Annotated in this window: 18 protein-coding genes; 6 read left to right on the forward strand and 12 right to left on the reverse strand. The window is 45.3% G+C overall.

Annotated elements, in window-relative coordinates:
• The first annotated feature begins 7 nt into the window (after nucleotides 1-7).
• Nucleotides 8-2,311, forward strand: a complete 2,304-nt coding sequence (locus ACLVWP_RS11695; RefSeq protein ID WP_413557432.1) for a penicillin acylase family protein — start codon at nucleotides 8-10, stop codon at nucleotides 2,309-2,311.
• A 31-nt stretch (nucleotides 2,312-2,342) separates the two neighbouring features.
• Here the strand turns inward: ACLVWP_RS11695 and ACLVWP_RS11700 are convergent, their stop codons facing one another.
• A complete protein-coding gene (locus ACLVWP_RS11700; RefSeq protein WP_413561581.1) occupies nucleotides 2,343-2,639 on the reverse strand; it encodes an XRE family transcriptional regulator in 297 nt (98 codons plus the stop codon).
• A gap of 479 nt (nucleotides 2,640-3,118) precedes the next feature.
• Between ACLVWP_RS11700 and ACLVWP_RS11705 the strand changes: the two genes are divergently transcribed.
• Complete coding sequence (locus ACLVWP_RS11705; RefSeq protein ID WP_413557433.1) at nucleotides 3,119-4,924, forward strand: ArnT family glycosyltransferase; 1,806 nt, start codon at nucleotides 3,119-3,121, stop codon at nucleotides 4,922-4,924.
• 101 nt (nucleotides 4,925-5,025) lie between these two features.
• Here the strand turns inward: ACLVWP_RS11705 and cysS are convergent, their stop codons facing one another.
• From cysS to ACLVWP_RS11745, 8 genes are all read right to left on the reverse strand, one after another.
• Complete coding sequence (cysS, locus tag ACLVWP_RS11710; RefSeq protein ID WP_413557434.1) at nucleotides 5,026-6,477, reverse strand: cysteine--tRNA ligase; 1,452 nt, start codon at nucleotides 6,475-6,477, stop codon at nucleotides 5,026-5,028.
• Nucleotides 6,478-6,563: 86 nt separating this feature from the next.
• On the reverse strand, nucleotides 6,564-8,051 hold the full coding sequence (gene gltX / locus ACLVWP_RS11715; protein ID WP_413557435.1) for a glutamate--tRNA ligase: 1,488 nt from the start codon (nucleotides 8,049-8,051) through the stop codon (nucleotides 6,564-6,566).
• A 78-nt stretch (nucleotides 8,052-8,129) separates the two neighbouring features.
• On the reverse strand, nucleotides 8,130-8,624 hold the full coding sequence (locus tag ACLVWP_RS11720) for a CarD family transcriptional regulator (RefSeq protein ID WP_413557436.1): 495 nt from the start codon (nucleotides 8,622-8,624) through the stop codon (nucleotides 8,130-8,132).
• A 191-nt stretch (nucleotides 8,625-8,815) separates the two neighbouring features.
• The gene (locus tag ACLVWP_RS11725; protein WP_413557437.1) at nucleotides 8,816-10,924 is read right to left on the reverse strand and encodes a S8 family serine peptidase; all 2,109 of its coding nucleotides are present in this window, start codon (nucleotides 10,922-10,924) and stop codon (nucleotides 8,816-8,818) included.
• A 68-nt stretch (nucleotides 10,925-10,992) separates the two neighbouring features.
• Nucleotides 10,993-11,400 (reverse strand): hypothetical protein, encoded by a 408-nt coding sequence (locus ACLVWP_RS11730; protein WP_413557438.1) that lies wholly within the window; start codon nucleotides 11,398-11,400, stop codon nucleotides 10,993-10,995.
• Nucleotides 11,401-11,533: 133 nt separating this feature from the next.
• The gene (locus tag ACLVWP_RS11735) at nucleotides 11,534-13,120 is read right to left on the reverse strand and encodes a hypothetical protein (protein WP_413557439.1); all 1,587 of its coding nucleotides are present in this window, start codon (nucleotides 13,118-13,120) and stop codon (nucleotides 11,534-11,536) included.
• Between the two features lie 418 nt (nucleotides 13,121-13,538).
• A complete protein-coding gene (gene recG, locus ACLVWP_RS11740; RefSeq protein WP_413557440.1) occupies nucleotides 13,539-15,626 on the reverse strand; it encodes an ATP-dependent DNA helicase RecG in 2,088 nt (695 codons plus the stop codon).
• A 48-nt stretch (nucleotides 15,627-15,674) separates the two neighbouring features.
• The gene (locus ACLVWP_RS11745) at nucleotides 15,675-17,282 is read right to left on the reverse strand and encodes a hypothetical protein (RefSeq protein WP_413557441.1); all 1,608 of its coding nucleotides are present in this window, start codon (nucleotides 17,280-17,282) and stop codon (nucleotides 15,675-15,677) included.
• Between the two features lie 188 nt (nucleotides 17,283-17,470).
• On the opposite strand from ACLVWP_RS11745, the gene ACLVWP_RS11750 reads away from it, so the two are divergent.
• Together ACLVWP_RS11750 and ACLVWP_RS11755 are read left to right on the forward strand one after the other, a co-directional pair.
• Nucleotides 17,471-18,415 carry an HD-GYP domain-containing protein gene (locus ACLVWP_RS11750; RefSeq protein ID WP_413557442.1) on the forward strand — a complete coding sequence of 315 codons (945 nt, stop codon included), beginning with the start codon at nucleotides 17,471-17,473 and terminating at the stop codon, nucleotides 18,413-18,415.
• 4 nt (nucleotides 18,416-18,419) lie between these two features.
• On the forward strand, nucleotides 18,420-18,803 hold the full coding sequence (locus ACLVWP_RS11755; RefSeq protein ID WP_413557443.1) for a hypothetical protein: 384 nt from the start codon (nucleotides 18,420-18,422) through the stop codon (nucleotides 18,801-18,803).
• Nucleotides 18,804-18,874: 71 nt separating this feature from the next.
• On the opposite strand, the gene ACLVWP_RS11760 is transcribed toward ACLVWP_RS11755, so the two are convergent.
• Nucleotides 18,875-19,666, reverse strand: coding sequence for an SPFH domain-containing protein (locus tag ACLVWP_RS11760; RefSeq protein ID WP_413557444.1), 792 nt, complete (start codon nucleotides 19,664-19,666; stop codon nucleotides 18,875-18,877).
• 209 nt (nucleotides 19,667-19,875) lie between these two features.
• On the opposite strand from ACLVWP_RS11760, the gene ACLVWP_RS11765 reads away from it, so the two are divergent.
• Together ACLVWP_RS11765 and ACLVWP_RS11770 are read left to right on the forward strand one after the other, a co-directional pair.
• Nucleotides 19,876-20,808 (forward strand): hypothetical protein, encoded by a 933-nt coding sequence (locus tag ACLVWP_RS11765; RefSeq protein ID WP_413557445.1) that lies wholly within the window; start codon nucleotides 19,876-19,878, stop codon nucleotides 20,806-20,808.
• A 78-nt stretch (nucleotides 20,809-20,886) separates the two neighbouring features.
• Entirely contained in the window at nucleotides 20,887-23,070 is a 2,184-nt protein-coding gene (locus ACLVWP_RS11770; protein WP_413557446.1) for an ATP-binding protein, read from the forward strand.
• On the opposite strand, the gene ACLVWP_RS11775 is transcribed toward ACLVWP_RS11770, so the two are convergent.
• Nucleotides 22,968-23,456: a YiiD C-terminal domain-containing protein gene (locus ACLVWP_RS11775; RefSeq protein ID WP_413557447.1), complete on the reverse strand. Its 489-nt coding sequence runs from the start codon at nucleotides 23,454-23,456 to the stop codon at nucleotides 22,968-22,970. The genes ACLVWP_RS11770 and ACLVWP_RS11775 overlap by 103 nt on opposite strands.
• On the reverse strand, nucleotides 23,447-24,376 hold the full coding sequence (locus tag ACLVWP_RS11780; protein ID WP_413557448.1) for a sulfurtransferase: 930 nt from the start codon (nucleotides 24,374-24,376) through the stop codon (nucleotides 23,447-23,449). The genes ACLVWP_RS11775 and ACLVWP_RS11780 overlap by 10 nt, the downstream gene beginning before the upstream one ends.
• Between the last annotated feature and the right edge of the window lie 16 nt (nucleotides 24,377-24,392).

Raw genomic sequence — 24,392 nt, forward strand, 5'->3', positions numbered from 1 at the left:
GGAAACTATGAAACTTCTGAAAAAATCCCTGCGCTACCTCGTGATGATTCTAATTCTTGTTCTTGCGGGAACTTATGTCTTTATGCGCCAGTCTTTAGCGCCTTTAGATGGAAAAATTGATCTTGAAAACATCTCATCTCCGGTAAAAATTCAGCGCGACTCCTTTGGTATCCCTCATATTTTCGCTCAGAACAAAACTGATGCCTTTAAGGCGTTAGGTTATGTCATGGCGAGTGAGCGACTGTTCCAAATGGAAATGGCTCGCCGCCAAACTCAAGGCGAACTTTCTGAGGTCATTGGCGAAAAAACACTGAAGTCTGACATTCTTTATCGCAGCCTTGGACTGAATGAGATCGCCGAAAAGGTTATCGCTAAAAAACGCAAAGATGGAACACTCGATCCTAAAATGTGGGAATTGATGGAGGCTTTCTGTGATGGAGCTAATCAATATGCATCCACGCGTCCGATTCCTTATGACTTGGCTATTTTAGGAATTAAAAAGATTCGCCCCTTCACTCCGGTTGATGCCTATGTGATGACTGGACAGATTGCTTACAGCTTCGGAATTGCTTTAAGAACTGATCCGATGATGACTATCATCGCGAAAAAGTTGCCCCATAAATACTTTCAAGAGCTTCGCAATGACCAGCTTAAAACTCCGCTGAAGTTTGCACAAAACGATGTTGATTTAAGCCCACTGTGGGAAGTTGCCGGAGCTGAAACCTTCGCGACTCTTTTTGACAGCAGCAATGCTTGGCTTCTTTCGCCGTCACGTTCTGCGAGTGGGAAAAGTATTTTCGCCAATGACCCGCATATCGCGTTCTCTCACCCGTCTGTTTGGTTTGAGGCTCACATCCATACGCCAGAGTTTGAAATCTATGGCCACTATTTGCCATTAGTGCCATTTGCAATTTTGGGTCACACGCCTCACCACGCTTGGGGCTTCACGATGTCACAAACAGATGATATGGATTTGTACCGCGAGACTATCGATCGCACGAACAAGACGGTTTTATTCAATCGCAAACCTCAAGAATACGCGACTCGTTTAGAAATGATCCGAGTTAAAAATCAGGCGCCGACAACAATTGAAATTATCGAAACACCCCATGGTCCTTTGATGAATCATGTGATTGATTCGGATTTGTCTTTGAAGTGGGCATATCACAATGTCGACAACGATCCTTTGCAAGCGCTGTATGTTATGGGCGAAGCCAAGGACATGAAAACTTTTGAAAATGCCTTGAAGCCGGGAACAGCTCCGGGTCTTAATGTGATGTATGCTGATGCAGAAAACATCGCTTGGTGGATGTTCGGTGAGGTTGCGATGAAAGGCAATCCCCACTCTGAATTGATCTTAGATGGTGCTAGCGGCAATGATGAATACACTCGCATGCTGACTTGGGAAGAAAAACCTCACATGGTCAATCCAGCGTCGGGAGTTATCGTCACAGCGAACACTCGCCCTGAGAATGTGGATTCGGAACTTCGCGGTGACTGGCAAAGTGCGGATCGCCAAAACACGATTTTGGCAGAGCTTGCGAAAAAAGATAAATGGAACGCCGAAGAAATGCGCGCGCTGCAAGTTAAGAACTTGAATCTGACGAACAGAGCTTTGCTTGAAAAAATGTTGGGTCATTTGAAGTTAACTCCGGCAGAGCAAACTCAATGGGGTCCTTGGTTAGAAAAACTTAAAAATTGGGATTTGAACTCAGACGCGAGCTCACAAGAAGCAAGCCTTTACTATTCATGGGTAAACGAGAGTTTACTTTTGATGTTAGCTCCCTTGGAAGACCAACGCGCAGGATACCTGGGAACTCCCCACTCATGGATGTTCTTTGAACGCGTTACTCAGAATGACAACTCCCCTTGGTGGGAATTAGTGAAGCCCGAAGAGGCCTACACGCAGGGTCTTCGCAATACTTTTGCAAAATGGAAAGAGCCACCGAAATGGGGCAAGATCCATACGATCGAATACATCCATCCACTGGGTCGTGAAAAACCTTTGAGTTATATTTTTAACTTAGGACCTTTCCCAATGGGTGGTGCTTACAATGAAATCACAAATAATAAAGCACGCGCTTTGGGTGGTGATTTCAATGTCACAGCGGGAGCCTCCACTCGCCGCGTGATTGATTTCGCAGATGTAAAACACAGCTGGGGTATCAACCCTATCGGCGTCTCAGGACACATGCTCTCCCCTTATTACGCCAACCAAATTGAACTATTTGTAATGGGCAAACACCGTCCACAATTAATGAATCCAACAGACATCGAAAAAGACAAAGCCCACGAGCTGATCCTGGAATAAAAAAAAGGGACTTCCTAAGAAGTCCCTTTTTTTAGCTAACCTTGATTTTTAAGTTAGGATTAATCTTCTCATACAAACTTATAAGTCTGTCTGTAGAAAAGTCATCAAGCCGATGACGCAGTATTTTACTCATTTTGCCCTCGTCTATCTCAAGCAAGACGGCCATTTCTCTCTGAGTAATCTTTGTTTTGAGAATATAACGAACAAATTTTTGCTGGATATCATGACGAAACTTCTCCAAAGGAGTGGGATTCTCAGGCAGCGCAAGTGTTCCTTCGGATTTTTCTAATTTTTTAAGAACCTTTCTGATTTCAGCTCTATTGGGCATTCCCACTAAGACCTCCGATACGCGTTTATAACGCCAATATAGTTCTGATTCTTCTCTAACAACCAAATCAGTCGATACCGCTTACCATTTCGCTCTACCTGCTGACTAAAGTACGCGTATGGGAAATTAACAACTTCAGGAACAGCAACTAAGCCGTCCAACCCCTGAATCAACATAAGTATCAATCCATCGTTGATACTTGCCGCGTGCTTTCTTTCGTAGTGCGGGTCAATAATGACCTTCGTGATCTTTATGTCATTAAAATGAATATCAATGACATATTCCCGGCGTTTCATTCCTATCCTAACAGAACTTGCTAAATTTGGCAAGTTTATGCAGGATTATCAGTGCAAATGGCAAACCCCATCCATTGATGATTTAATTCGATCTGACGCTGCAATTTATTCAGAAACCGAATCTGGAATAATAACTAGTTAGTAACTTGCCGCAAATCATGACCTTGGCTAAAAGCTGAGGTCATGAAAATCACAAATAAGCGCCTCTTTTGGTTCAGTCTGTTTCTGGCAATCGTTTGCCTGAATTGGTTCCAATTGCTGACGCCCAAGATGGAAAACATCCAAATTGTGCGTCCTAATTTAGAGACTGAGACTAACTCTCCATCCTCTCTTGTGATTAAGGATTACAACCCCAATGATGGCGGCTTGTTCTGGATGCAATTTACAACCAAGGCATCCTTGATTCCCTCTTGGATGAGTCTGAAGCAATTCCGTCTTCGCACCTTGAGCTGTTTAAATAATCTTTCTACGAATGGCCAAGAGTGGACTTTGCCTGCCTCCGCAGAGGAGCGCTGTAATAACGAACGCGGTCTTGAAATGATCGTCCCGGGAAATATTTTAAACAAAGCCACAACTTGGAATCTGACTGGAGATTCTTTCGGTGGAAGTTTTGGATTTTACTTGGATAAGGATTGGAGTGCCCCTCCCCTTGTCTTCGGACTGCTACTTTTGTGTGTCGCCTTGACCGGATTGCTATATGCGATCCTGCCGCTTAAACAAGATCGCTGGATGTTTGCCACGATTGCTGTTTTCTTAGCTGGGTTTCTGCTGCGTTTCTGGACAACTCAAATCGCAATGCCACCCGAGATGTATTTGTTCTCTGATATGGCTGCTTACTTCCAACGTGGCATTCAGATGCTGCGAGGAAGTTTTAATCTAGGGCAGACATTTCAACCGATCGGCTACACCATTTACGGACTGACACTAAGACTGCTGGGTGATTGGGAGCTTCACAAATGGGTGAGCATCTTTGTCTCCATGAGTACGATGCTACTTGCATTCCTCTTGGTTTTAAAAAACTTTGGCAGGACAGCCGCATTTTTGACTCTTTTATTCGTGGCATTCGATGTCCCACAAATTGGTTTCACTGCCAGATACATGGCAGAGTCCCCTTACAGCTTTTTGATCATGCTAACTTTATGGTGGATCATGAAGGCCTTGGATTCTGCAAGTCTTCGCGACTATTTCATTGTCGGAATTCTGATGATGTCGTCATTTTATTTTAAAGGTAACCATGCTTTCTTTATCCCTGCTTTCAGTTTGTGGCTGCTTTATCGTGAGCGCAGTCGATTCAAAATGGCCTGCGAAAAAGTTTTCATGATGGCGATGGGATGCGTTTTAGTCATGATGCCTCACTTGGCGTTCACTAAAATCGCCTATGGCCAAGCTCAATGGGGACCGACAGCGGGAGCATTGAATTTCGTCGAGGGAAAATGCCCTTGGAAAAACAATGCGGATTCGGCAGGAGCGTCTTGGATGTCTCCTCTCTTTGTAAGTCTCAACGAAACCGCGACAAAAAAATGGGACCGCCCTTTCACCGACCAAGCTTACTTCTGGAAAGCCGGCGCCCAGTGCGTGCAAGAAAATCCATGGGTGATGATCGAAAGCCTGCGCTTTATAAATTATCTTTTCTATGGCAACAGCACATGGCCGATTGCGGGATCCAAAATTGATTTCCTCTATAAAATCTGGGCACCCATATTTGAGTGGGGACTTCTCCCACTCGCAGCCCTCGGAGCACTCGCCTACGCTCGCCGCCGCAACAACTACGCGGAAGTCAGCGCACTGCTGATGCTTACGATCTTTTTTACCGTCTATATCTTCAAATCGGAAAGCCGCTTCCGCGCGCCTTTTGATGGGGTCATCCTCATGTGGAGTAGCTTAGGCCTGGTTTACTGTTTTGATTTTTTAAAATCACTCTCCGCTCATTTCCAGGATAGAGAGAAAAAAGCAGACGCCTACGTAACACAACTTGAAAAAACCCAGTAATATTCACAACCGCTTCGGTTGCTGGGCGCGTCGCCAATAAAAAAAGGGCTTCAAAATGAAGCCCTTCTCAAATCCAATTTCTAATCTCAAATTTCAAAGCTCTATTTAGTGACTTCCCAGAAGGAACCTTCTGGCGTATCGCTCACAGAAATATTCATCGCCACAAGCTTGTTACGAAGCTCATCAGACTTTGCAAAGTCCTTATTCGCACGAGCCTGACCACGTTCTGCGACGACAGCGTCTACATCAGCGCGCTTAATCCCCGCTTTATCCAAAAGCATGTTATCAAGCTTGATCAAGAAATCATGAGCTGGCTCTTGGAACATCGCCATCACTGCACCCATTTTCTTAATAAACTGAGTAAAGGCCAAAGCCTTCCCTTGAATCGCAGGGTTGGCTTTCATGCCACGGCGAACTTGATTGTTGAACTGGCGAACCACTTCAAACATCGTCGCAAATACTTCCGGAGTTCCGAAGTCATCATTCATCGCCGCTTCGACTTTTTTCCAAGCGTCTTCAGTGATTTTGGCAAAGCCTGCATCCACTTGAGTCACTTCCGGTGTCAGATAGCTTTCCGCCATCGCAAGTGATGAATACACACGCGCCAAACCGGATATCGCACGTTCAACAGCGGCATCACCGAATTCACTCATTGTGCGGTAGTGAACAGATTGAATCATCCATTTGTAGATTTCAGCATTGTACATCGTCACAAACTCACGCAGTGATACGATGTTCCCCAAAGACTTCGACATCTTCTGACCGCCGAAGTTCAACATGTTATTGTGCATCCAGTACTTAACGAAGTGCTTACCTGTACAGCCTTCGGATTGAGCGATTTCATTTTCATGGTGCGGGAAAATCAAATCCATACCGCCGCCATGAATGTCGATCTGATCGCCAAAGATATTTTTGATCATCGCCGAGCACTCAATATGCCAACCAGGACGCCCCGGTCCCCATGGAGAAGGCCAAGAGATCTCTCCTGGCTTTGCAGCTTTCCACAAAGCAAAGTCCATCGGTGAACGTTTTTTCTCGTCCACTTCAACACGTGCACCAGCTAGCAACTCGTCTGTGTGACGGCCACTCAACTTGCCGTAGTCTTTAAATGTTTCGATCGAGTAAAGAACATCGCCCTGAGCTTCGTACGCAACTTTCTTGTCGATCAAAGTACCGACCATAGAAAGAATGTCATCCATATGCTCAGTCACCTTCGGATTCATATCATGAGGACGCAAGCCCAGGCTTGCAAAGTCATGTTTGTATTCTTTGATATAAAGCTCGGACAACTCCCCTGGAGCCATACCTTCGGCATTGGCCTTTGCGATGATTTTATCATCCACATCAGTAAAGTTCAGAGCATAGGAAACTTTATATCCAAGATGCTCCAACCAGTTACGAACCATATTGAAAACAACAGGCCCGCGGAAGTTACCCACGTGCAGAAAGTTATAAACCGTCGGACCGCACACGTACATTTTCACGTGCTTCGGATCATAAGGAACAAATTCCTCGGACTGTCGTGACTGGGAGTTGTAAATCTTTAAAGACATATTTTCCTCAAAGGTGCGGCCTTACTTAACCACACCATTCATTTAAAACTAAGTAAGGACCTACCTTTTCAGGTAAGGCCGTACCTTTAAGCGATTGTTGCCAATGCTTTTTCAGCGCGCGCTACCAGAGATTGTTTTTTCATCAATGGCACCAAGATTTTCAGCTCAGCACCATGAGGTTGACCGATCACAGCTACACGTACTGGCTGGAACAAGTTCTTACCTTTAGCACCCGTTTTGTTTTTTACTTCGTCTTGGATTTTTAGGAATTCTTCCTCAGTCATGTATTCAGCACCGTGCGCTTGAACCAATTCTTTCCAAGTCGTCAATACAGCTTTCGTCGTTTCAAGCTTCATCACTTCTTCAGCGTCCGGCTGAATCAGGTAAGAGTTGTCATTCAATGGACGGTACAAAGTGATCGCATCTGCCAACACTTCCATGTAAGGCTTAAACAAGTTCAAAGACTTGTCCTGCCAAACTGGATCTGAAGGCAATTGCATATTTTCACGAGCTAGGAATGGCTGAATCGCTTTCCACAACTCTGCATTCGGCAAAGCACGCAAGTGCTGCGCATTCATCCATTTGAATTTCACACGATCAAAGATCGCGCCCGATGGATTCAAGCGAGAAATATCAAATGCAGCCACCATGTCTTCAACAGACATGATCTCTTTACCTTCAGGATGTGACCAACCCAAAAGCGCGATGAAATTCAAAACTGCAGACGCCAAGTAGCCTTCGTCTTTCAACTGACCACAAGCCACAGCGCCTTTACGTTTAGAAAGTTTTTGACGGTCTTCATCCAAGATCAAAGCCATGTGACCGAACTCAGGTGCTTTCCATCCCATCGCTTCGTAAATCATCAACTGACGAAGAGTGTTTGGAAGATGTTCTTCAGCGCGGAACACGTGGCTCATTTTCATCAAATGATCGTCAACCACGCAGCAGAAGTTATAAACCGGCATACCGCCACCACGAAGCAGAACAAAATCGCCCACCATGTCGGATGGGAACTTCACTTCACCGCGAACGATGTCGTTAAAGATGTAGTCTTTTTTCAGATGCTTTGTTTTAAAACGAACAACCGGTGGAGTTCCACCCTCAGCCATTTTAACTTTGGCTTGATCCAACGTCCAATCTGCATAAGGAGATTGAATGTGTGGCTGACCGCCCGCTTTCATCTGAGCTTCACGTTGCACTTCAATCTCTGCATCCGTCAGGAAGCAGTAGTAAGCTTTGCCCTCAGCCAAAAGCTGTTCTGCAATTTGCTTATAGATATGCATGCGCTCACTTTGTTTGTAAGGGCCATTAGGTCCTTGATCTTTCAAAGTGACCGGGTCTACACCCTCAGCCCACAAAAGATTCAACCAAACCAAGTCATCAACCACGCCACGCAAAGATTCTTGAGTGGAACGCGCCTCGTCCGTGTCTTCGATACGCAGGATGAATTCACCACCGTTTTTCTTAGCGAAAAGGTAGTTGTACAAAGCCGTTCTTGCGCCACCCACGTGCAAATAACCCGTTGGTGAAGGTGCAAAACGAACGCGAACTTTAGGAGAATTTTGAGAAGACATCGAATCGGCTCCAAAAAAGAAAAAGGCCCGGAAAATCCAGGCCTTAAAGCTATTATGAAATTTTAGAATCGTCCAGGATTAACCTGTGATGCCGAAGATCGCTTTTACTTCTTCTTCGTTGAAAAGCTCAGCTTCGCTAGTTGCCAAAGTCAGCTCTTTCAAAAGCAAAGAACGAGCAGAATCAAGCATCTTGCGCTCACCGAAAGAAAGCTCTTTATCAGCTTTCAAAAGGAACAAATCGCGTAAAACTTCAGCGATTTCGAATACAGAACCAGTTTTGATCTTTTCCATGTATTCACGGTAACGACGGTTCCAAGTTTGGTTGTCGATTTTAACGTCTTTTTCTTTAAGAATGCTTACAACGCGAGCAGCTTCATCTTTAGAGATGATAGGGCGAAGACCCGCCGACTTAACGTTTGTTGTTGGAATCATGATTTTAAGCCCCGTATCTACCAACTGCATGTTGTAGAACGTGGTTTTCGTGCCGAGCATCTCTTTCGTCTCGATTGCTACAACTTTAACTACGCCGTAGCCGGGATAAACTGCATTATCACCGATATTGAACGTCAGCATCAGGAAACCTCCACTTATAGCCACTTATAACCGTGCTAGTTCTATCAAATTTGACACGAGTTATCAAATCTGAGCGGCGCATTGGAAAAGATTTCCAAGGATTTTAAACGAAAAAAGCCCCATCCAAGATGGGGCTTTTACTCAATAATTTCAATATCTTAATGAGATTTGCGTAAAACCTTAACAGGTCCTTATTGAACGCTGAAAACAAGAGCATAAGGCTGACGACCACCGTTTTTGCCCTGAGGAACGTTCGCGCCCTTAACAGTTAGCTTATAGTCGCCAGCTGGCAAAGTCGTTTCGATCATCTCTGCATTGTTCGTGTGGTCGTTCATGCTGATAGTGCCGTTTGGACCAGTCAAAACCAAATCAAGGTCATTAACTAGAGCTTTAGACGCATTTGCAGAACCCGCAGCATCTGTCCAAACCAAGTTTGCATACAACTTACCTGGAGCAGACAATTTGAAAGTGTAGTCTTCAGTTTGATTTGTCGTCACACCATCACGGTCATCAACAACGAAAGTGTTTTTCATCATTTTAACCAAGTTGTCCATGTTCACACGGCCGTAACCCTCATCAGAGTTTGGTCTGCGAGTTAGGATCTCCTGGCCTTTCGCTGCACCGACCTCACCGAATTGACCTGGGTACATATCATCCGCAGAGTGCATGATCATTGCTTTCAATGCCGCTGCTGAAGGATTTGTTACTCCCCATTTTTCGATCAACATTTGGCGAGCGATAGCTACAGCACCCGCAGTTAGCGGAGTCGCCATCGAAGTACCACCTGACCAAGCGTAATCATCATTGTATGCGCCCCATAGAGGAGAAGCATTTTTGATGTGAGAACGATTAGAAAGGATGTTTGTACCTGGAGCCACGATTTCTGGTTTCACACGGCCATCCAAAGTTGGGCCACGAGAAGAGAACATCGCAATACCGTCTTCACGGTCTGACAACATTGAAGAGAAGATCGGCTCTGCAGACCAAGCTTCAGCAGCTGCACGAAGCTTGCTTACTGGAACCTGGATACCACCCGTCTTAGTTCTATTCTTAGAAGCACCTACAGTAAGAACGTTCTTAGCTGTACCTGGAGTTCCGATAGAACCACCATCGATACGACCGTCTTTGTTGGCGTCAACACCGCTGTTACCAGCTGCGAAGATCACAAGCATGTCTGGATTATTAGACATCCACTCGTCCACTTGAACAGCCATTGAATCGTAAGCACCGAAGTTTTTCACAGCACCCCAAGAGTTGGAGTGAACGCGAGCACCGTCGTTGTTTGCTTTATCGAACAAATCTGCAAGCTTAGATGGAACACTTAAACCATTAAGCATTGTAGACCACATACCCTCAGCAACCATCATTGAGTCGTATGCGCCACCTTTTAGACGACCACCAGAAGCTGTACCACGAGACATGATAGAACCCGCTACGTGAGTTCCGTGACCCATTGGATCTTCCCAAGTTTTAGACCACAAACCGAATGCGTAACCAGATTTTACCGCGCCAGAGAAATCTGAAGCGATTTGGTTGATGTTACCAGAATCCAAACCTGTATCTGCCATAGCAACAGTTTGACCACGACCTGTTAGACCCAAAGCCCAAACAGAATCAAACTTCATCACTTGAGTTCCAGATTCGTCACCTGTGATATCAGAATAGTCGCCAGCACCTTTAGTTGTTGGATCCAATTGCTGATCCAATGGGAAATCCATTGTTGTGATCACTGGAGTGCTTTGTACGTGCTCAACACCCGTCAAGTTTGCGATGTTGTAGATTTGTGAACGAGGAACCAATACAACGATTGATTTTCCGTTAACAACTTCAACTTCTGCTTTCATTTTTTTCAATGAAGAAACAACCGCTTTTGCATCGGAAGCTTTGAAAAGCTTGATCAAAAGACTTTGAACTTGATCTTTATTAAATACGCTTACTGGAGCGATATCATTGCTGATTTTGTATTGCGCTTTGTATGGAACAACAGCGTAAACACCTGGATGAGATTGGCGGAACACATTCAAGTCCACCATCGCACCACGCACTACCAACGCATCGTCTGGCAAATAGCCAAAGATTTCGAAACGAGCCTGAAGAGCAGCGCGATCCTTCGCAGTGATCTTATTAGAAAATTGAACGATGTAGTCACCAGCGACTGCATCAGAAAACAAAGCTGTTTGAACTTCAGTCCCAGGATTTACTGTTCCTGAGTTGAATCTCAACAAGCTTCCCGCATATGCAGGGCTAGCAGTAGAAACCGCAAGCGCTGACGTAACAAAAAGACGAGTCCATTTTTGCATAATTCCCTCCGTGAGGAAAAATCACAACATGGGGAACTCGCCATTGCAAAGAAACTTAACAATATTTACTAAAGTTGATGCGCCATGACGGCTAAAGAGAGATTACCAGCCGTCTTACCTTTAGAATTCATGCCAAACTCCGTCTCTTGGTTTTCAGGAGCGAAAACCTGTGTGCGCTCAGACATTTTCTTCTGCCCACGAACACGTTTTGTGACAGTGACATCCATATATAAGCCAGCTTTGCTGTTTTGCTGAGATTTGCGCGCCATCACCTCAACCACAGTTTCACTTTGTCCATCATCAGAAAATTCGCTGATGTAAGCTTTTTTCCCTGATTTAGTAACAGTGTTAATAGAGATTGGAGCAGAACCTTTAAGGCCCACGCGCATATTTACTTTATATTGAGGAACGGCCGCAAAGACCGATGATGAAAAAATAAAAGAAATGGCAAGCATGCCGATAAAACGCTTATTCATTTTGAACACATCCTTGTGTACTACCGGAGTTGTATCCAAACGACTCCTAACAAAAGGATGATAGAGAACGTTTCCTAAAGCAAGTTTCAAAAAATATTTTTTTGATGTCGTTTTGACGCCGGACCGACAGAGATTAGTTCACGCCGTTTTGTATTTTCGATGACGATGGCGCAGGAACTTCAGGGCAAATGCCCTTCAGCGGTTTTTCGCCAGGCGCGCGCTTCTTACAATTCTTTGAAGCGAACTCGGCACCTACTTTATGTTGAGCAATAGTCCACTTGAAATCGACATCCCATGTGGCTAATTTTTGCGAAGCCGATTTGAAGCGTTCGACCGACCACTCCCGCGGCTTCGAAATTTTATCAAAGAAGTTAGCATCTGGTTTCATCAAATCATTAGGCCCCCACACACGCAGATCGCTGCATGGGATTTTCTGTCCTTTGATCTCCCCGCCTCCTAAATACCAGCTTTTATAAAGAGTGGCGGCATCGCTGTTACGAAGCTTCCCCGCCCACTTCGCTTTGACTTCATCAACACCCGGAGTGATAGCTCCCGAGCCAATTAAGACAGGATTGTAGCCAAGCTCATTGATCAACTGACATTCGCGCGGAGAGTTGCCAACCAAAGGGCAAATGACTTTTTTATTTTGAACATCTAGGACCGCACGAAGTGACGAGTCAGCAGATTTTGGATCTAAAAACTTAAGCTCAGCTGAATCAACGGACTCACACATGCGGATAGCCCGATACAAACGGGCCGCCTGTTGCTGAATGAATGTCGTTTTTAACGGCGACACACCATTTTGCACCAGCTGGCAGGCCATAAAAGCCGCCCCATAGACATGATAATACTTTGCAGGCGTGTACGTTACTCCATCTGCGGTTTCCTGGGTGGATTGTATTTGTGACTTAAGGGGCTCACTGATATCCGCTGACGATCCTATTGACTGAGGAGCATAGTAAGCGGAATTGCGCGGCGGGCACTTCATTTTTGTACGAACGGTAGGTTTTTTCTGAAGCTCTGAAATCTCTTGGTTCCAATCTGAAATTTGCTTTGTCAGCGCCAAAATTCGGTCGCGATTTTTATCATAGTCTTTGGAATATTCAGTGATTCTGACTTGCAGGGATTTCTTGCGCTCGTTGAGATCTGCGATTTTTTCTTCAGAGCTCGCCTGAAACCCGTAAGATCCTTGACGAGTTTCATCGTGCCCACACATCCCTATCAAAAACATTGCGGAATTGGCGTCACCTTTAGCGTGTTTAAGCGCCAACTCCCAAAGCCATCCTTTGGATAAATCACTGTAGGGATCTTTTCCTACGCGAGAATTAATGCTGGGACGAGATTCTTGAGAGCAACCGTAATCGGGATATGAATCTTTCGTACACTCCACATCTTGAGATGTTCTGGATTTTAAGACTTTAGCTACGTCTTCAAAAAATGTGCGTGATGCATCTCGCAGACAGCTATTCTTTGGATCTTCAAATTTGTTGGAAAAATAATCCGACAGTCCGGCGTTGGAAATTCCAACTGTGTCGGCGCCATCGTAAGACCCATAACCTAGGATCTGCACGTACTCTTTAAGCCCGTTTTTGGTATCCCCATTGGGAAGCTTGTCGATTATCTTCATGAGTGTTGAACTGGATTGATCCGCCTGCGCCACTTGAACTTCAAGTGCGAATAAGAGAACGAAAACAAAGGCGGTTTTTAAGAGAAAACTCATCGTTTACGTTATCGGATTTGAGATGCGCTCAATAAATGAAGGAGTGAGATCTGAGAAAAATACCTACCCCAACTAGTTTTCATTAATAACGACAACCTAATGAGGTCTAAAAAATGCAAAAGCGACTCTTGCTTTCGCAAGGCCGCTCTTTGGATGGACTCTCTTCCGATTTTCGCGAAGGAGGTCCGAATGAACTACAACCAAAGTTCTTATCGGCCGATTTTGAAGCTTATTAAGCAGATTCTCCTGATTATTCTGATCCTAATCAAAATAGTCAAAGAACTGCGATAACTTAAGAATCTTCAACCTCTGGAACGTTTCTGTTTGTCCTAACTAGGTAACTAGGACAGGACCAAGGATGGGACTGAAAATCCCTGGAAACAGAGCCCATTAGGGCCTTGCGAAAGCACCAATACTTTTAAGCGATGGAGGCGAGGGCGGCGGGGCCGTGCTCGCGGAGGAGTTCTTGTTTCATTGGGCGATTGTCAGGCCATACTAGGGATGGATCTTTTTTTAGGACTTCGAAGGCGGCTTCGCGGGCCATTTGCAAAAGCTCCATGTCGCGAACTAGGTTCGCCATTTTGAAACCTGCTAAACCTGATTGACGAGTTCCCATGAATTCACCGGGGCCGCGCATTTCTAAATCGAATTCGGAGATTTTAAAACCGTCGGTGGTTTTTTCCATAAATTCGGTGCGCATTTTCCCCTCTTCGGAAACAGCATAACCCATAATCAAAATACAGAAGGACTTGTGCTCTCCCCTACCGACACGACCGCGCAACTGATGAAGTTGCGACAAACCAAAACGCTCGGCGTGCTCGATGATCATGATGTTGGCGTTTGGAACGTCGACCCCGACCTCGATCACTGTGGTGGAAACTAGAACTTGGATTTCGTGACGACGGAATTGGTTCATCACGGCGTCTTTTTCGTCAGGTTTCATTTTTCCGTGAAGCAAACCAAATGTGACTTTCGGGAATTGGGCTTTGAGTTTTTCAAACTCCTCCACCGCATTCTTTAAATCAATTTTTTCTGACTCTTCTACCAGTGGATAAACGAAATAGGCCTGACGACCTTTTTGCAATTGTTCGAGCATGAACTGCAAAGCCTGCGCACGTTTGTTTTCAAAAATTGCGCGTGTTTGGATCGGGCTACGCCCCGGAGGCATTTCATCAATGATCGAAACATCCAAATCCCCATACACTGTCATTGCCAGAGTTCTTGGAATCGGTGTCGCCGTCATAACTAAGAAATGCGGAGAGTTTCCTTTAGTTTTTAGAATACCACGCTGTTCAACACCGAAACGATGTTGCTCATCGATAATCGCAAGACCCAAATTTTTAAATTGAACATCCGCTTCAATCAACGCGTGGGTGCCGATGATCAGATCGCAATTCCCCGCTTCAAGATCAGCCAAAACTTCACGACGGTCAGCAGCTTTGGTTTTACCAACCAAAAGAGACACACGAACACCCAATGGTTCTAAAATCTTGCACGCATTTTTATAATGCTGTTCTGCCAGAATTTCTGTCGGAGCCATCAAGCAAGATTGGAATCCACTTTCAGCTGCATACACTGCTGCCATAAAACTCACCAGAGTTTTACCACTGCCCACATCCCCTTGAACCAGACGATGCATGGGATGGCCTGTTTCTAGGTCCGCTTTGATTTCTGCAAAAACGCGTTTTTGTGCGCCAGTCAGAGGGAATGGCAGAGATTTTTCAAGCCCCGCTAATTTTTCACCTGCATTTTGAATCAAAGGTGCCGATTCTTTTTGAAAGCCTGATTTTTTAGCCGCTAAGAAAAGCTCCAACCAAAAAAACTCTTCAAAAATCAAACGGCGTTGGGCTGCGCTTTTAAATTCAACGTATTCGTGAGCGCGCAATGGATCGGGATGATGCATTTCCATCAAAGCGTCTTTGCGGGCTTTTAGATTGTACTTTTCGCGCATCCATTTCGGCAGAGCTTCCTCTGGCCACTCCTCGATCTGTGCCAAGCCCGCACGAACTAGCTTCATGATCTTCGCTGTCGCGAGACCTTCGATCTCTGTGTACAGAGGAATCAAAGCGTCTTGGTTTTCTTCGTCGGGATCAATGTCACGAATATCGGGATGATGAAATTCAATGCGACCACGGTATTCAATCACTTTACCGACAACACGGACTTCAGAAAAAGGTTTGAAGCGCTCAAAGTAGCCTTTGTAAGGCACGCGGAAGTATTTGCAGTGAATTTGCCCGGAAGCATCGCGAACCACAACGTCGTACATTTTGCGCGTTGATCGTCCCATATTCACGCTGTGGACAGAAACCACCGTGGCTTTGATACTGACAATGTCGTTAGGTTTAAGACTTGCGATGTTGCGAGCCGCTCGCTGGTCTTCGAAAGCACGAGGATAGAACTCAAAAAGGTCCCGCAAGGTCTTTAAACCTTTACGAGCAAACAGGTCCCCAAGTTTGGGGCCGACTCCTTTTAAGTACATGATTTGAGAATCCAGTCGAAGTGCCATGACCCCGTCATTATTGCGGATTTTGAATTTAAGTCAATGCGCAGGGCTTTAATGGCGGGATTGCCATTGCGAATTAAATTCTTCGGCTCCAACCACCGACATTTGAACCAAAAATGCACTCACGATCACCGTATTTCTGGTGCGCAGCGAGTTGTACGAGGTGTAATTGTGAAAGCCGGCGACGGACTTTAAATACTCCTCGCGGCTTAAACTGGCTTTCTCTATGTCAGCAATAGCCGAAGATTTTGCCTGCGCGCTCAGCTTTTTATTCGCACGAAGCGATTCGATGGCTTTTTTTCGAACATCCATTGGGACAGACTGAATGATATCCCACTGTGCACTCATCGCTTCGAACTCAGCTTGCAAACGAGACGTCACTCCATTCGGTCTTTCCAGTTTTTTTAGCTTTTGCTCAAGGACGTTTGCGAACTGGCGAATCAATCCAGTTTTGTACGGATATTGCGTTACGTGTTCTAATTCGTGGGCCATAGTCAGCGCGCGAGTCAACGGCTCTGTCGCAAGCTCTTGACCCATCGACATTTTCTGTGTGTACATGTTGTAATAGGCTTCTGAGCCTTTCATCACCTTTACGTCACCAACAACTTTATCAGCAAGATCCTTCACTTCTTTTTCCATCGCAGCACTTCTTAATTCATAATACTTATCAAACAGCGCCTGGGATTTCTGCTCAGAAGTTAATTTAGAATCAGCCCAAATCGGATCCATCGCCGTTTTCAACTTTTCAGCATCAATGGCAGAGCCCTTCATCACTTTGGTGCGAATGAATTCATCTTTCATTGCTGCCCTTGCCATGGCTTTTTCATCAGACATCTTCATCAATGCCGCGAGCTTTTTCATTCGTAAAATCGAAATAGATGCTGCCAACGGATCAAGCACCGTAGCTAAAGCATAACAGCGAGCCTCCCAGACGACTTCAGGATCAAAACAAGCGGTGTTTTGAACTCCCGCTGCGGTCATCATCTGCTCGATAAGCTCATCGACACTTTTTTTGGGCAATGCTGGATTTCCCGACCACGGCTCAATGAAAACTTCGGAGGAGTTTTTGTCTTTTGCTCGGTCACGTAATTTAACCTGAAGCTTGCGATACAGTGTTTTGGCACTATAGCCATTCAAATAAACTTGATTTACGACATCGCCGGAATTCAGACCCTGGGTGTTTGGACTTCCGAAGATTTCTTCCGGCATGAATAAATCTGCGTAAGGCCCTAACATTTTCAATTTACATTCGGCACTTGTGCAGGATTTAAAAAAGTCTTCGCGAGCCTTGGTCTCCGGAGAGATCTCGGAACTCCCTGCTACGAAATCAATAGCGCCTTTTACTAAATCCACTGACGAGTTCCATACGCCAGCTGAACATGAAGCTGCGTAGTCTTTGATTTTCACCGGGCTTGAGCAAATTTTGATAGGATCACAACTTCGAGCTTTTTCAACTGCCTGAGGATGAGCTTGGAACCACTCTCCGCACCGAGCATTTTTCATTTGCTCCTGACAAGACTTAACCACGCTTTTCAAGGCCGCCTTGGAACCGATCATTTCTTGGCTGGAAATTTTCACGCAAGAAAACATCTGCGCCTGCGCAAGCATTGGCACTGAGAAAGCACATAGCAGACTAAAGGCAATCCAAAGGCGGTTCATACAAAACTGTTCGGATTTCTTGAGATCCTTCGATAGAGAAAACTTATTGAGGATATAGGGGGCTTCTTTCGACTCAGTTTGGTACTTTCCGAGCCGCCTTCAGCGTCCTCAATCTAGACCAAGGACCAAGGTTGCCAACGACTACGGATTTTATTTCTAACCACCTGTGTTCATGGCAGAATTTCCCTATGACCGACACTTCATATTTCCGCATTCGCTTGGCCACATTACGCCCTGACAAAGTGACTAGTTTCGACATTTTTGTTCAGGTCGATGGCAAGTATATTTTGTATCTTCGCGCTGGAGATAAACTCTCTGACGGTAAGATTTCTAAGCTGCACGCTCGTGATACAGGTGACTCGTTCTTTGTTCGCATGGACGACAAGCAGACTTATCGCGACTGGGTTAAAGAAGAAATGAACTCCGACAAATTGGACTCTTTTGAGAAAGCCAAAATTTTGCGTGAGTCGTCGGTCGCATTGATGGAAGACCTTTTTGAAAATCCAGATGTTAATAAGGCCCTGGATGAGTCACGTCCGATCATCACTGATTTTATCGATTTGATGGAAAACGCCCCAGAAGCTATGGGCTTCATGATTTCTTTATCTGGGCATGACTTTTACACTTACAACCACTCCCTGGATGTCAGCATCTACTCGCTGGGCTTGGGAAAAGCTTTGGGCTACAACCCGAAAGAATTGGAAGAGCTCGGCGTTGGCGCCCTTTTCCATGACATTGGCAAACGCAATGTAAGTCTTGATATTCTTTGTAAAAAAGGCGGTTTGACGGACGCTGAATGGGAGCAAATGAAAATGCATCCTCAGTATGGTCTAGTCATCCTGAACAACCACCCGAACATCTCAGACGCGATTAAAGCAGCTTGCTTTGAGCACCATGAGTCTTGGTCTGGGAATGGTTATCCCCAACAATTGATGGGTGACGAAATCCACCCGTTCGCTCGAGTCGTGGCTATTACGGATACTTATGATGCAATGACAACTCAGCGCTCATATAATGTCCCACTTGCGCCGATAGATGCAGTGACAATGATGAAGGAGAAGTTGGCAGGTCGTTATGACCCCGACATGCTCAAAGCACTGTACTCTATACTGTTCAAGATAAAGGCTGCATAGGACCATGAAAAACATTTTACATTCTATCGTTTTGATCGCTCTGATTCCTCTGATCGCGTTGGCTTTAGAGCCCACAAACCCACCGGGAATTTGTGACCGCTTTGTGAGTGAAAAAGACGCTGAACTTTGCCGTGAAAAAGTTCAGAAAAACGAGAATGTAGATTGGTACGCTGTCACTGTTTGCAACCTACAAAAAGACGACAACCAATTCTGGAAATGCTGGGATTCCATCCAAGGTCAAAGCTACAGCCCAGCTGCTTTGGAAAAATGTGGCGAAGATAAAGACCTTTCAGACACACAACGTATTAGCTGCGTTGAAAGTGCGCGCGGAGATCGCAAACCTGCTTCGAATCAGTTCCAGTCTTTGACTATCAAAAAAAACAAATAGATTTATCTTAAAACAGAAACTAAAAAAGCCAGACTCCTCGTCTGGCTTTTTTAGTTTCAAGGGTCAACTTCCTAGCGAACGTTAACCATGCCCTTAAAATCCGAAGGGATCACGATCGTATTCACCTTCCCGTTTGCAATGGCCTCAGCAATTTTCATATTCGCCATAGCCGCCATATACTCAATCGCGCCTTTATTAGAGTTCAAAGCAGCAATACGCTCGGCTTCTTTTTTAGCCGTTTGCACTTCCACTTCCTTTTGCTTGTACTCATTCTTAGCGCGCACCAGTTCGTTCGCCGAAGCCACTACGGAGTCCGCTGGCAAAATCACACGCACCAAAATCTGACTGATATTGATGGAGGTATTTAGTTTTTCCTCCGCCAGACTTTGAATGATCAAGTCCTTTACTTCTGCTTCAATAGCTTGACGATTGTCATTCATATCTAAGGCATCATACTTGCGTGCCGATTTGTAAATCGCATTACGGGCCGCCTGATGAACATAGTTATACATAAGGTAAATATCGCCATCGTGTTCGGCATGGAAGGATCTATTTTTAGTGACGTAAAGCTCGCTCACCGCTTGAGGATTGATGCTATAAACGACCATCGCATCAAAGTCCTTCATCGTGCTGTTGTATTTCGCCAAAGGAGTCATGTCTTCGACTCTTACACTCACGTCTTTTACCGGGAAAGTCAGAACGCTCCCGATCAACGTTTGATTGAAGCTTCCTGGTAAAAGCTCCCCCGGACTGATCTGTTTATCGAATCCGATACGTACACCCACCTCACCGGTTTCGATACGAGTACATCCAACTAGGGAAACGAAGGGAAGAACTAGAAGTAACGCTCTATTGGCATTCACAAGAAGGCTCCTATAAATTTATTTACATTTATTTCGCCACACTTATTTTTGATATTTAAGGGAAATCACGGCACCTGATCTTTAAGCCAGTCGAAACGAGGCCATTTCCCTCTCTAAAAGTGTCGAAAATTGTGACACCTGGGAATTGATTTCCCTGTGACCTCAGCGGGAATTCCAACTTCGCGGATTCTTTGATAAAACCTACCTCGATGAATACGTGGGGACGCTTTCTTCAGGCTATGGTTTTGACTTTCGCTCTTTCAGGGTGTGGCTATGCCATGGAAGAAATGGGTCTTTTCAAAACCGGCGATATTATTCTTAAATCCCCTCTGGCAAATACCTTCTCTGAAGCAACAATCGACTTTTACGTCGTCAGCAACACCTCCCTAAAAACTTGTTTGGATTGCCACAGAACTAAGGCTCCGATCTTGGACACTGAAGACAAAGTTTACGAACACCGTGACGATGTTTTGGCGACTGTCGAGTTGGGTGAAATGCCTCCGGTTCACAAAGGCTATAAAGTTTTAACGTCTTGTGAGCTTGAAATCTTACGCGCGTACTTTGATAACAAAACCAATAACCGCGTGCCTCAACGAGTGAAGGAACTTCCTTCATGCGGATCTGCGGCTAAACCAAATCCACCAGCTCCAACTCCTGAACCTACGGTAACTCCGACTCCACCAAGTTCGCCGTTACCGACACCTCCGGGGCCACCGGCACCTCCTGCTCCACCAAAACCACCGGGTCCTCCAGGTCCGCCACCTCCTCCCCCACCAGGTGGACCAGCGCCAGCTCCGTCACCAAGTCCATCACCACTTCCACAACCGGATTTGGGTCAGTTGGAGTTGAGTTTTAAAAATCTGCGCATGGCTTTCTTTGATGCGAAATGCTTGAACTGCCATAGCGAACTTGCGAAGCGCCCGAAAGATCCACATTTGGATTCTGTTGCCCACATCCGTGCGGCTAAGGATATCAATGATCAACCGATCATTGGTTCGACCGGAGCTAACAGTCTTTTGTATAAAATCACAATCCCAGGCCTTACTGACAGCATCATGCCGCCGGCCCGATACAACATGCAGTTAACTCCAGCGGAAGCAGACTATCTTAAACGCTGGATCGATGCAGGGATGCCAGAATAACGTCTGGCCTCTTTGATCCTTCACACATCCCCGCGAACTTGAAGTGCCGTCATATTGAATTGCTCATAAAATGAGAGCATGAATAACAAAAAGCTTCCTTGGTGGATCTGGGTTTTATGTTTTGGAATTTTCCACCTCAACACACATCTAAGCTTGAACTACATCGCAACCACTGGTGCTTCCTATTTTAATTTCCCAACGGCCTTAGCCATCCCTTTGACCCTTTGGTGGGGACCGGGAGTTTTAATTCCCTTATTTTTGAATGCAGCCGTAAGTGCTCCCCTCTGGGGATTTACGAATCCCTGGATGTTTCCAATCATCGCTCTCCCAGAAGTTTTGCACGTATTTCTGTCTTGGATTTTAGTCAAAGAAAGATTCAAAACGGATGGCTGGAGTCCTTCCCCTAAGGGCATCAGTCTGTACACCGTTTACGGAATACTTATTCCTTCAGTTCTTCTGTCCTTAGGTGTTCAGGGCGCTTTACTGGGCGCAGGACAAATCAATCGGGATCAATTCATTTGGGCGAGCCTCATGAGTTTGATCGGAAACTTTATGAGTGGCGTGGTTCTATCTTTGCCTCTTTTAATTTTGGTTACACCTTGGCTCGAGAAAAAAGGCTTTTCACGCTTTCCTTCGACAACAATTGAAATGCGTTGGTTTCAGCATCTGTCGCGTCGTGAAAAAATCGTGATGTCATCACTGCTGTTTTTAAGTCTGGCCCTGAATTTTAAAATTCCACTTTCACAGTCTTGGTACGTTTACGGAATCGTTGTTCTGATTTGCGCCAGCTGGTACGGCCTAAAAACCGCGATCTTTGTGAACACCTGGGTTGCATTCTTAGCACTTGCGATGCCGATCGCCATGGGAAATCCCTGGCCACAGGACTTCTCGGCGGTACAAACACCTGCCACACTTTTGACGCTATGTTTTTCTGCTTTGATGGCCGGGGCTGCGGTTTCGGGCCTAACCGAAAAAGTGGATCGACTGCGCTACACAGAACAAGAACTTAAAACCGCCAAAGAGCAAGCCGAAGAGGCCTCGCGTGCGAAATCAGATTTCTTAGCTCGTATGAGTCACGAAATCCGTACACCACTGAATTCGGTTCTCGGGATGTTGGAACTTTTAAAAGAGACACATCTTTCCAAAGACCAAGAACGCTATCTCACTTTATTCAGCCATGCCGGAGAAAATCTTAAAGCGCTGATCAATGACCTTCTGGATTTTTCTAAAATCGAAGCTAAGGCGCTTTCAATTGAAAACATCACTTACAACCTGCACAGCACCGTTCGTTCCGTCTTTGAAATTCTGCAAATCAAAGCCGAAGAGAAAGGTTTGAACTTTGAACTGAATATCGACGAGAAAGTTCCTTTGTATCAACGTGGTGATCCAACTCGCTTGCGCCAAGTTTTATTCAACCTTATTGGCAATGCTTTAAAATTTACTGAAGAAGGACACGTTGAAATACGCGTCGGCACCGAAGGAAATGTTGTCGGTGATGGTGAAAGTCTGATTTTAGAAATCAGAGATACGGGCATCGGTATTCCACGCGACAAACAAAGCAGTCTTTTCTCGCCTTTCTTTCAGGCAGAAGAAACCACAACACGACGCTATGGTGGTACAGGGTTGGGATTAGTTATCTCCAAAAACCTTGTGGAGATTATGGGAGGCAAGCTAGAACTTCGTAGTCTCGCAGGACGTGGGACGACTTTTAGAATTGTTCTTCCTCACCGCCCTGAGGCCGTCGCTGCGACTGAAGTTAAACCAGCAGCAGCACCTAATTGGGCTGAAATGTTTGCGGGCAGAACATTTTCTTTACTCTTGGTCGACGACTCTCAAGACAACCGTATGTTGATGACTCATTACCTGAAAAGCCAGCCTTTTACCTTTACCGAAGCGGTGAACGGCAAGGAAGCTGTGGACCTTTTCAAAGAGAAGCATTTTGATTTGGTCTTTATGGATATGCAGATGCCGATCATGTCTGGTTACAAAGCGACAGAATTGATTCGCCATTATGAAAAAGAAAACCGCAAGGGTCACACCCCGATCGTTGCTCTTACCGCGACGGCGGTCCTTGAAGACCTCCAACGAGCCCTGGTCGCAGGATGTGACATGTACATGGTAAAACCTGTTAAGAAATCAGAAGTGCTAGAAACTCTGTCTCACATTCTGACGACAAAAGATCCAGTCAAAGAAGCACCTAGTAGTCCCGGGTCCATCGCATCTGCCGAGCGACCACCAGAACCCCCGCCTTTGAATATGTGAACCTGAACATCACGACGAACACGCTTTTTATCTTTCAACTCTTGAAAGAAGGATTCCTCATCAGCAAGATTTGGAAACTCGCAGATAATTTTGAAATCAGAATCAATAGGTCGATGATATTCGATCACGCCCTTGGCAATCACGATGTTCTCAGTATCAATGCCATAGGCCTTAAGTCCCGCCAAAACTAAGGCATAAGCACTTAGAACACCCGTCGCATAAAGACTCCCACCAAAGGCAGTACCCTTATGATTTAGATTCTTTTCTAAGGAAACTTGAAAAACAGCACGGTGGGAATTCAATTCTTCAACCGTAATTCCCAAATGCTCATAGAGTTTAATATTGTCAGAGAGGACTTGGATAAGATCCTGAGTGTTTACTTCCACTGTTCATAGCCCCCGGCAAAATTCACACTTTGACGGTAGCCAAGTTCACGAAGCGCATAAGTCACAGCCCCAGAACGGACACCATGACTGCTGATCACCATAACGATTTTGTCTTTAGTGATCCCTTTGGATTCTAATTTCTTTTCGATGTCTTTATTAAGGGCGTTGGTTTCAGTGAAAAATTCTTTCCACTCAAGTTGAGCCACCGGAGCTTTGACGTTTTTATACTTCGTCAAATTATTGATACCGTATTCTGCAGAGGCACGGACATCCAAGATGATCACTTTGCTTTTCGCATCGTTGAAGTTCAAACCGAACAAAGAGCTCACCGGCAAATCCATTGCTTTTTTATGCTTCTTTTTCCCCGTCATTTTCAGAGGAGAAAGCGTCTGAGTTGCATAAGCTTTAAAGTTTCTGGCATCAATGAACAAGGACTCGTCTACGACTGGTTTCCACATCGGTTTATTTTTAACCAAGGCTTCGTCACCCTTTGGATTTGTCGCACGCGCGACCGTATGAAGTGCCGTATGCACGTTCTTTACGCCCAAAACGTTCAGAGTCCAGGCAATACGCCCTTCTTCGCCGTTACCCAAAGAACCTTTACCCAAAACCACAACTTTAGAATCTGGATCAATGCCGATCAAAGCAAGTCTGCGAGAAATCGCAAACAAGTCATCTTGCAAAACACCACGAGAGTTCGGATCTTGCTGAGAGAAATCCTCCCAACGAACATTGATCGCCCCTGGCACATGAGAAAGATTAAACTCAAACGGAGCACGAACATCCAAAATAGTCGGATTGCCATCCATCAATTTTTCAGGAGCACCCACCACTCCTTGTTCAGAAGTGACTTTCGTAGGTTTCGTTTGGCAAGACACCAAGGCCATCGCCATAACCAATGCACCGATAATTAACCTCATACGTCCTCCAGAAAAA

It is taken from the genome of Bdellovibrio sp. HCB209, from assembly GCF_047306065.1.
Lineage (GTDB): Bacteria > Bdellovibrionota > Bdellovibrionia > Bdellovibrionales > Bdellovibrionaceae > Bdellovibrio.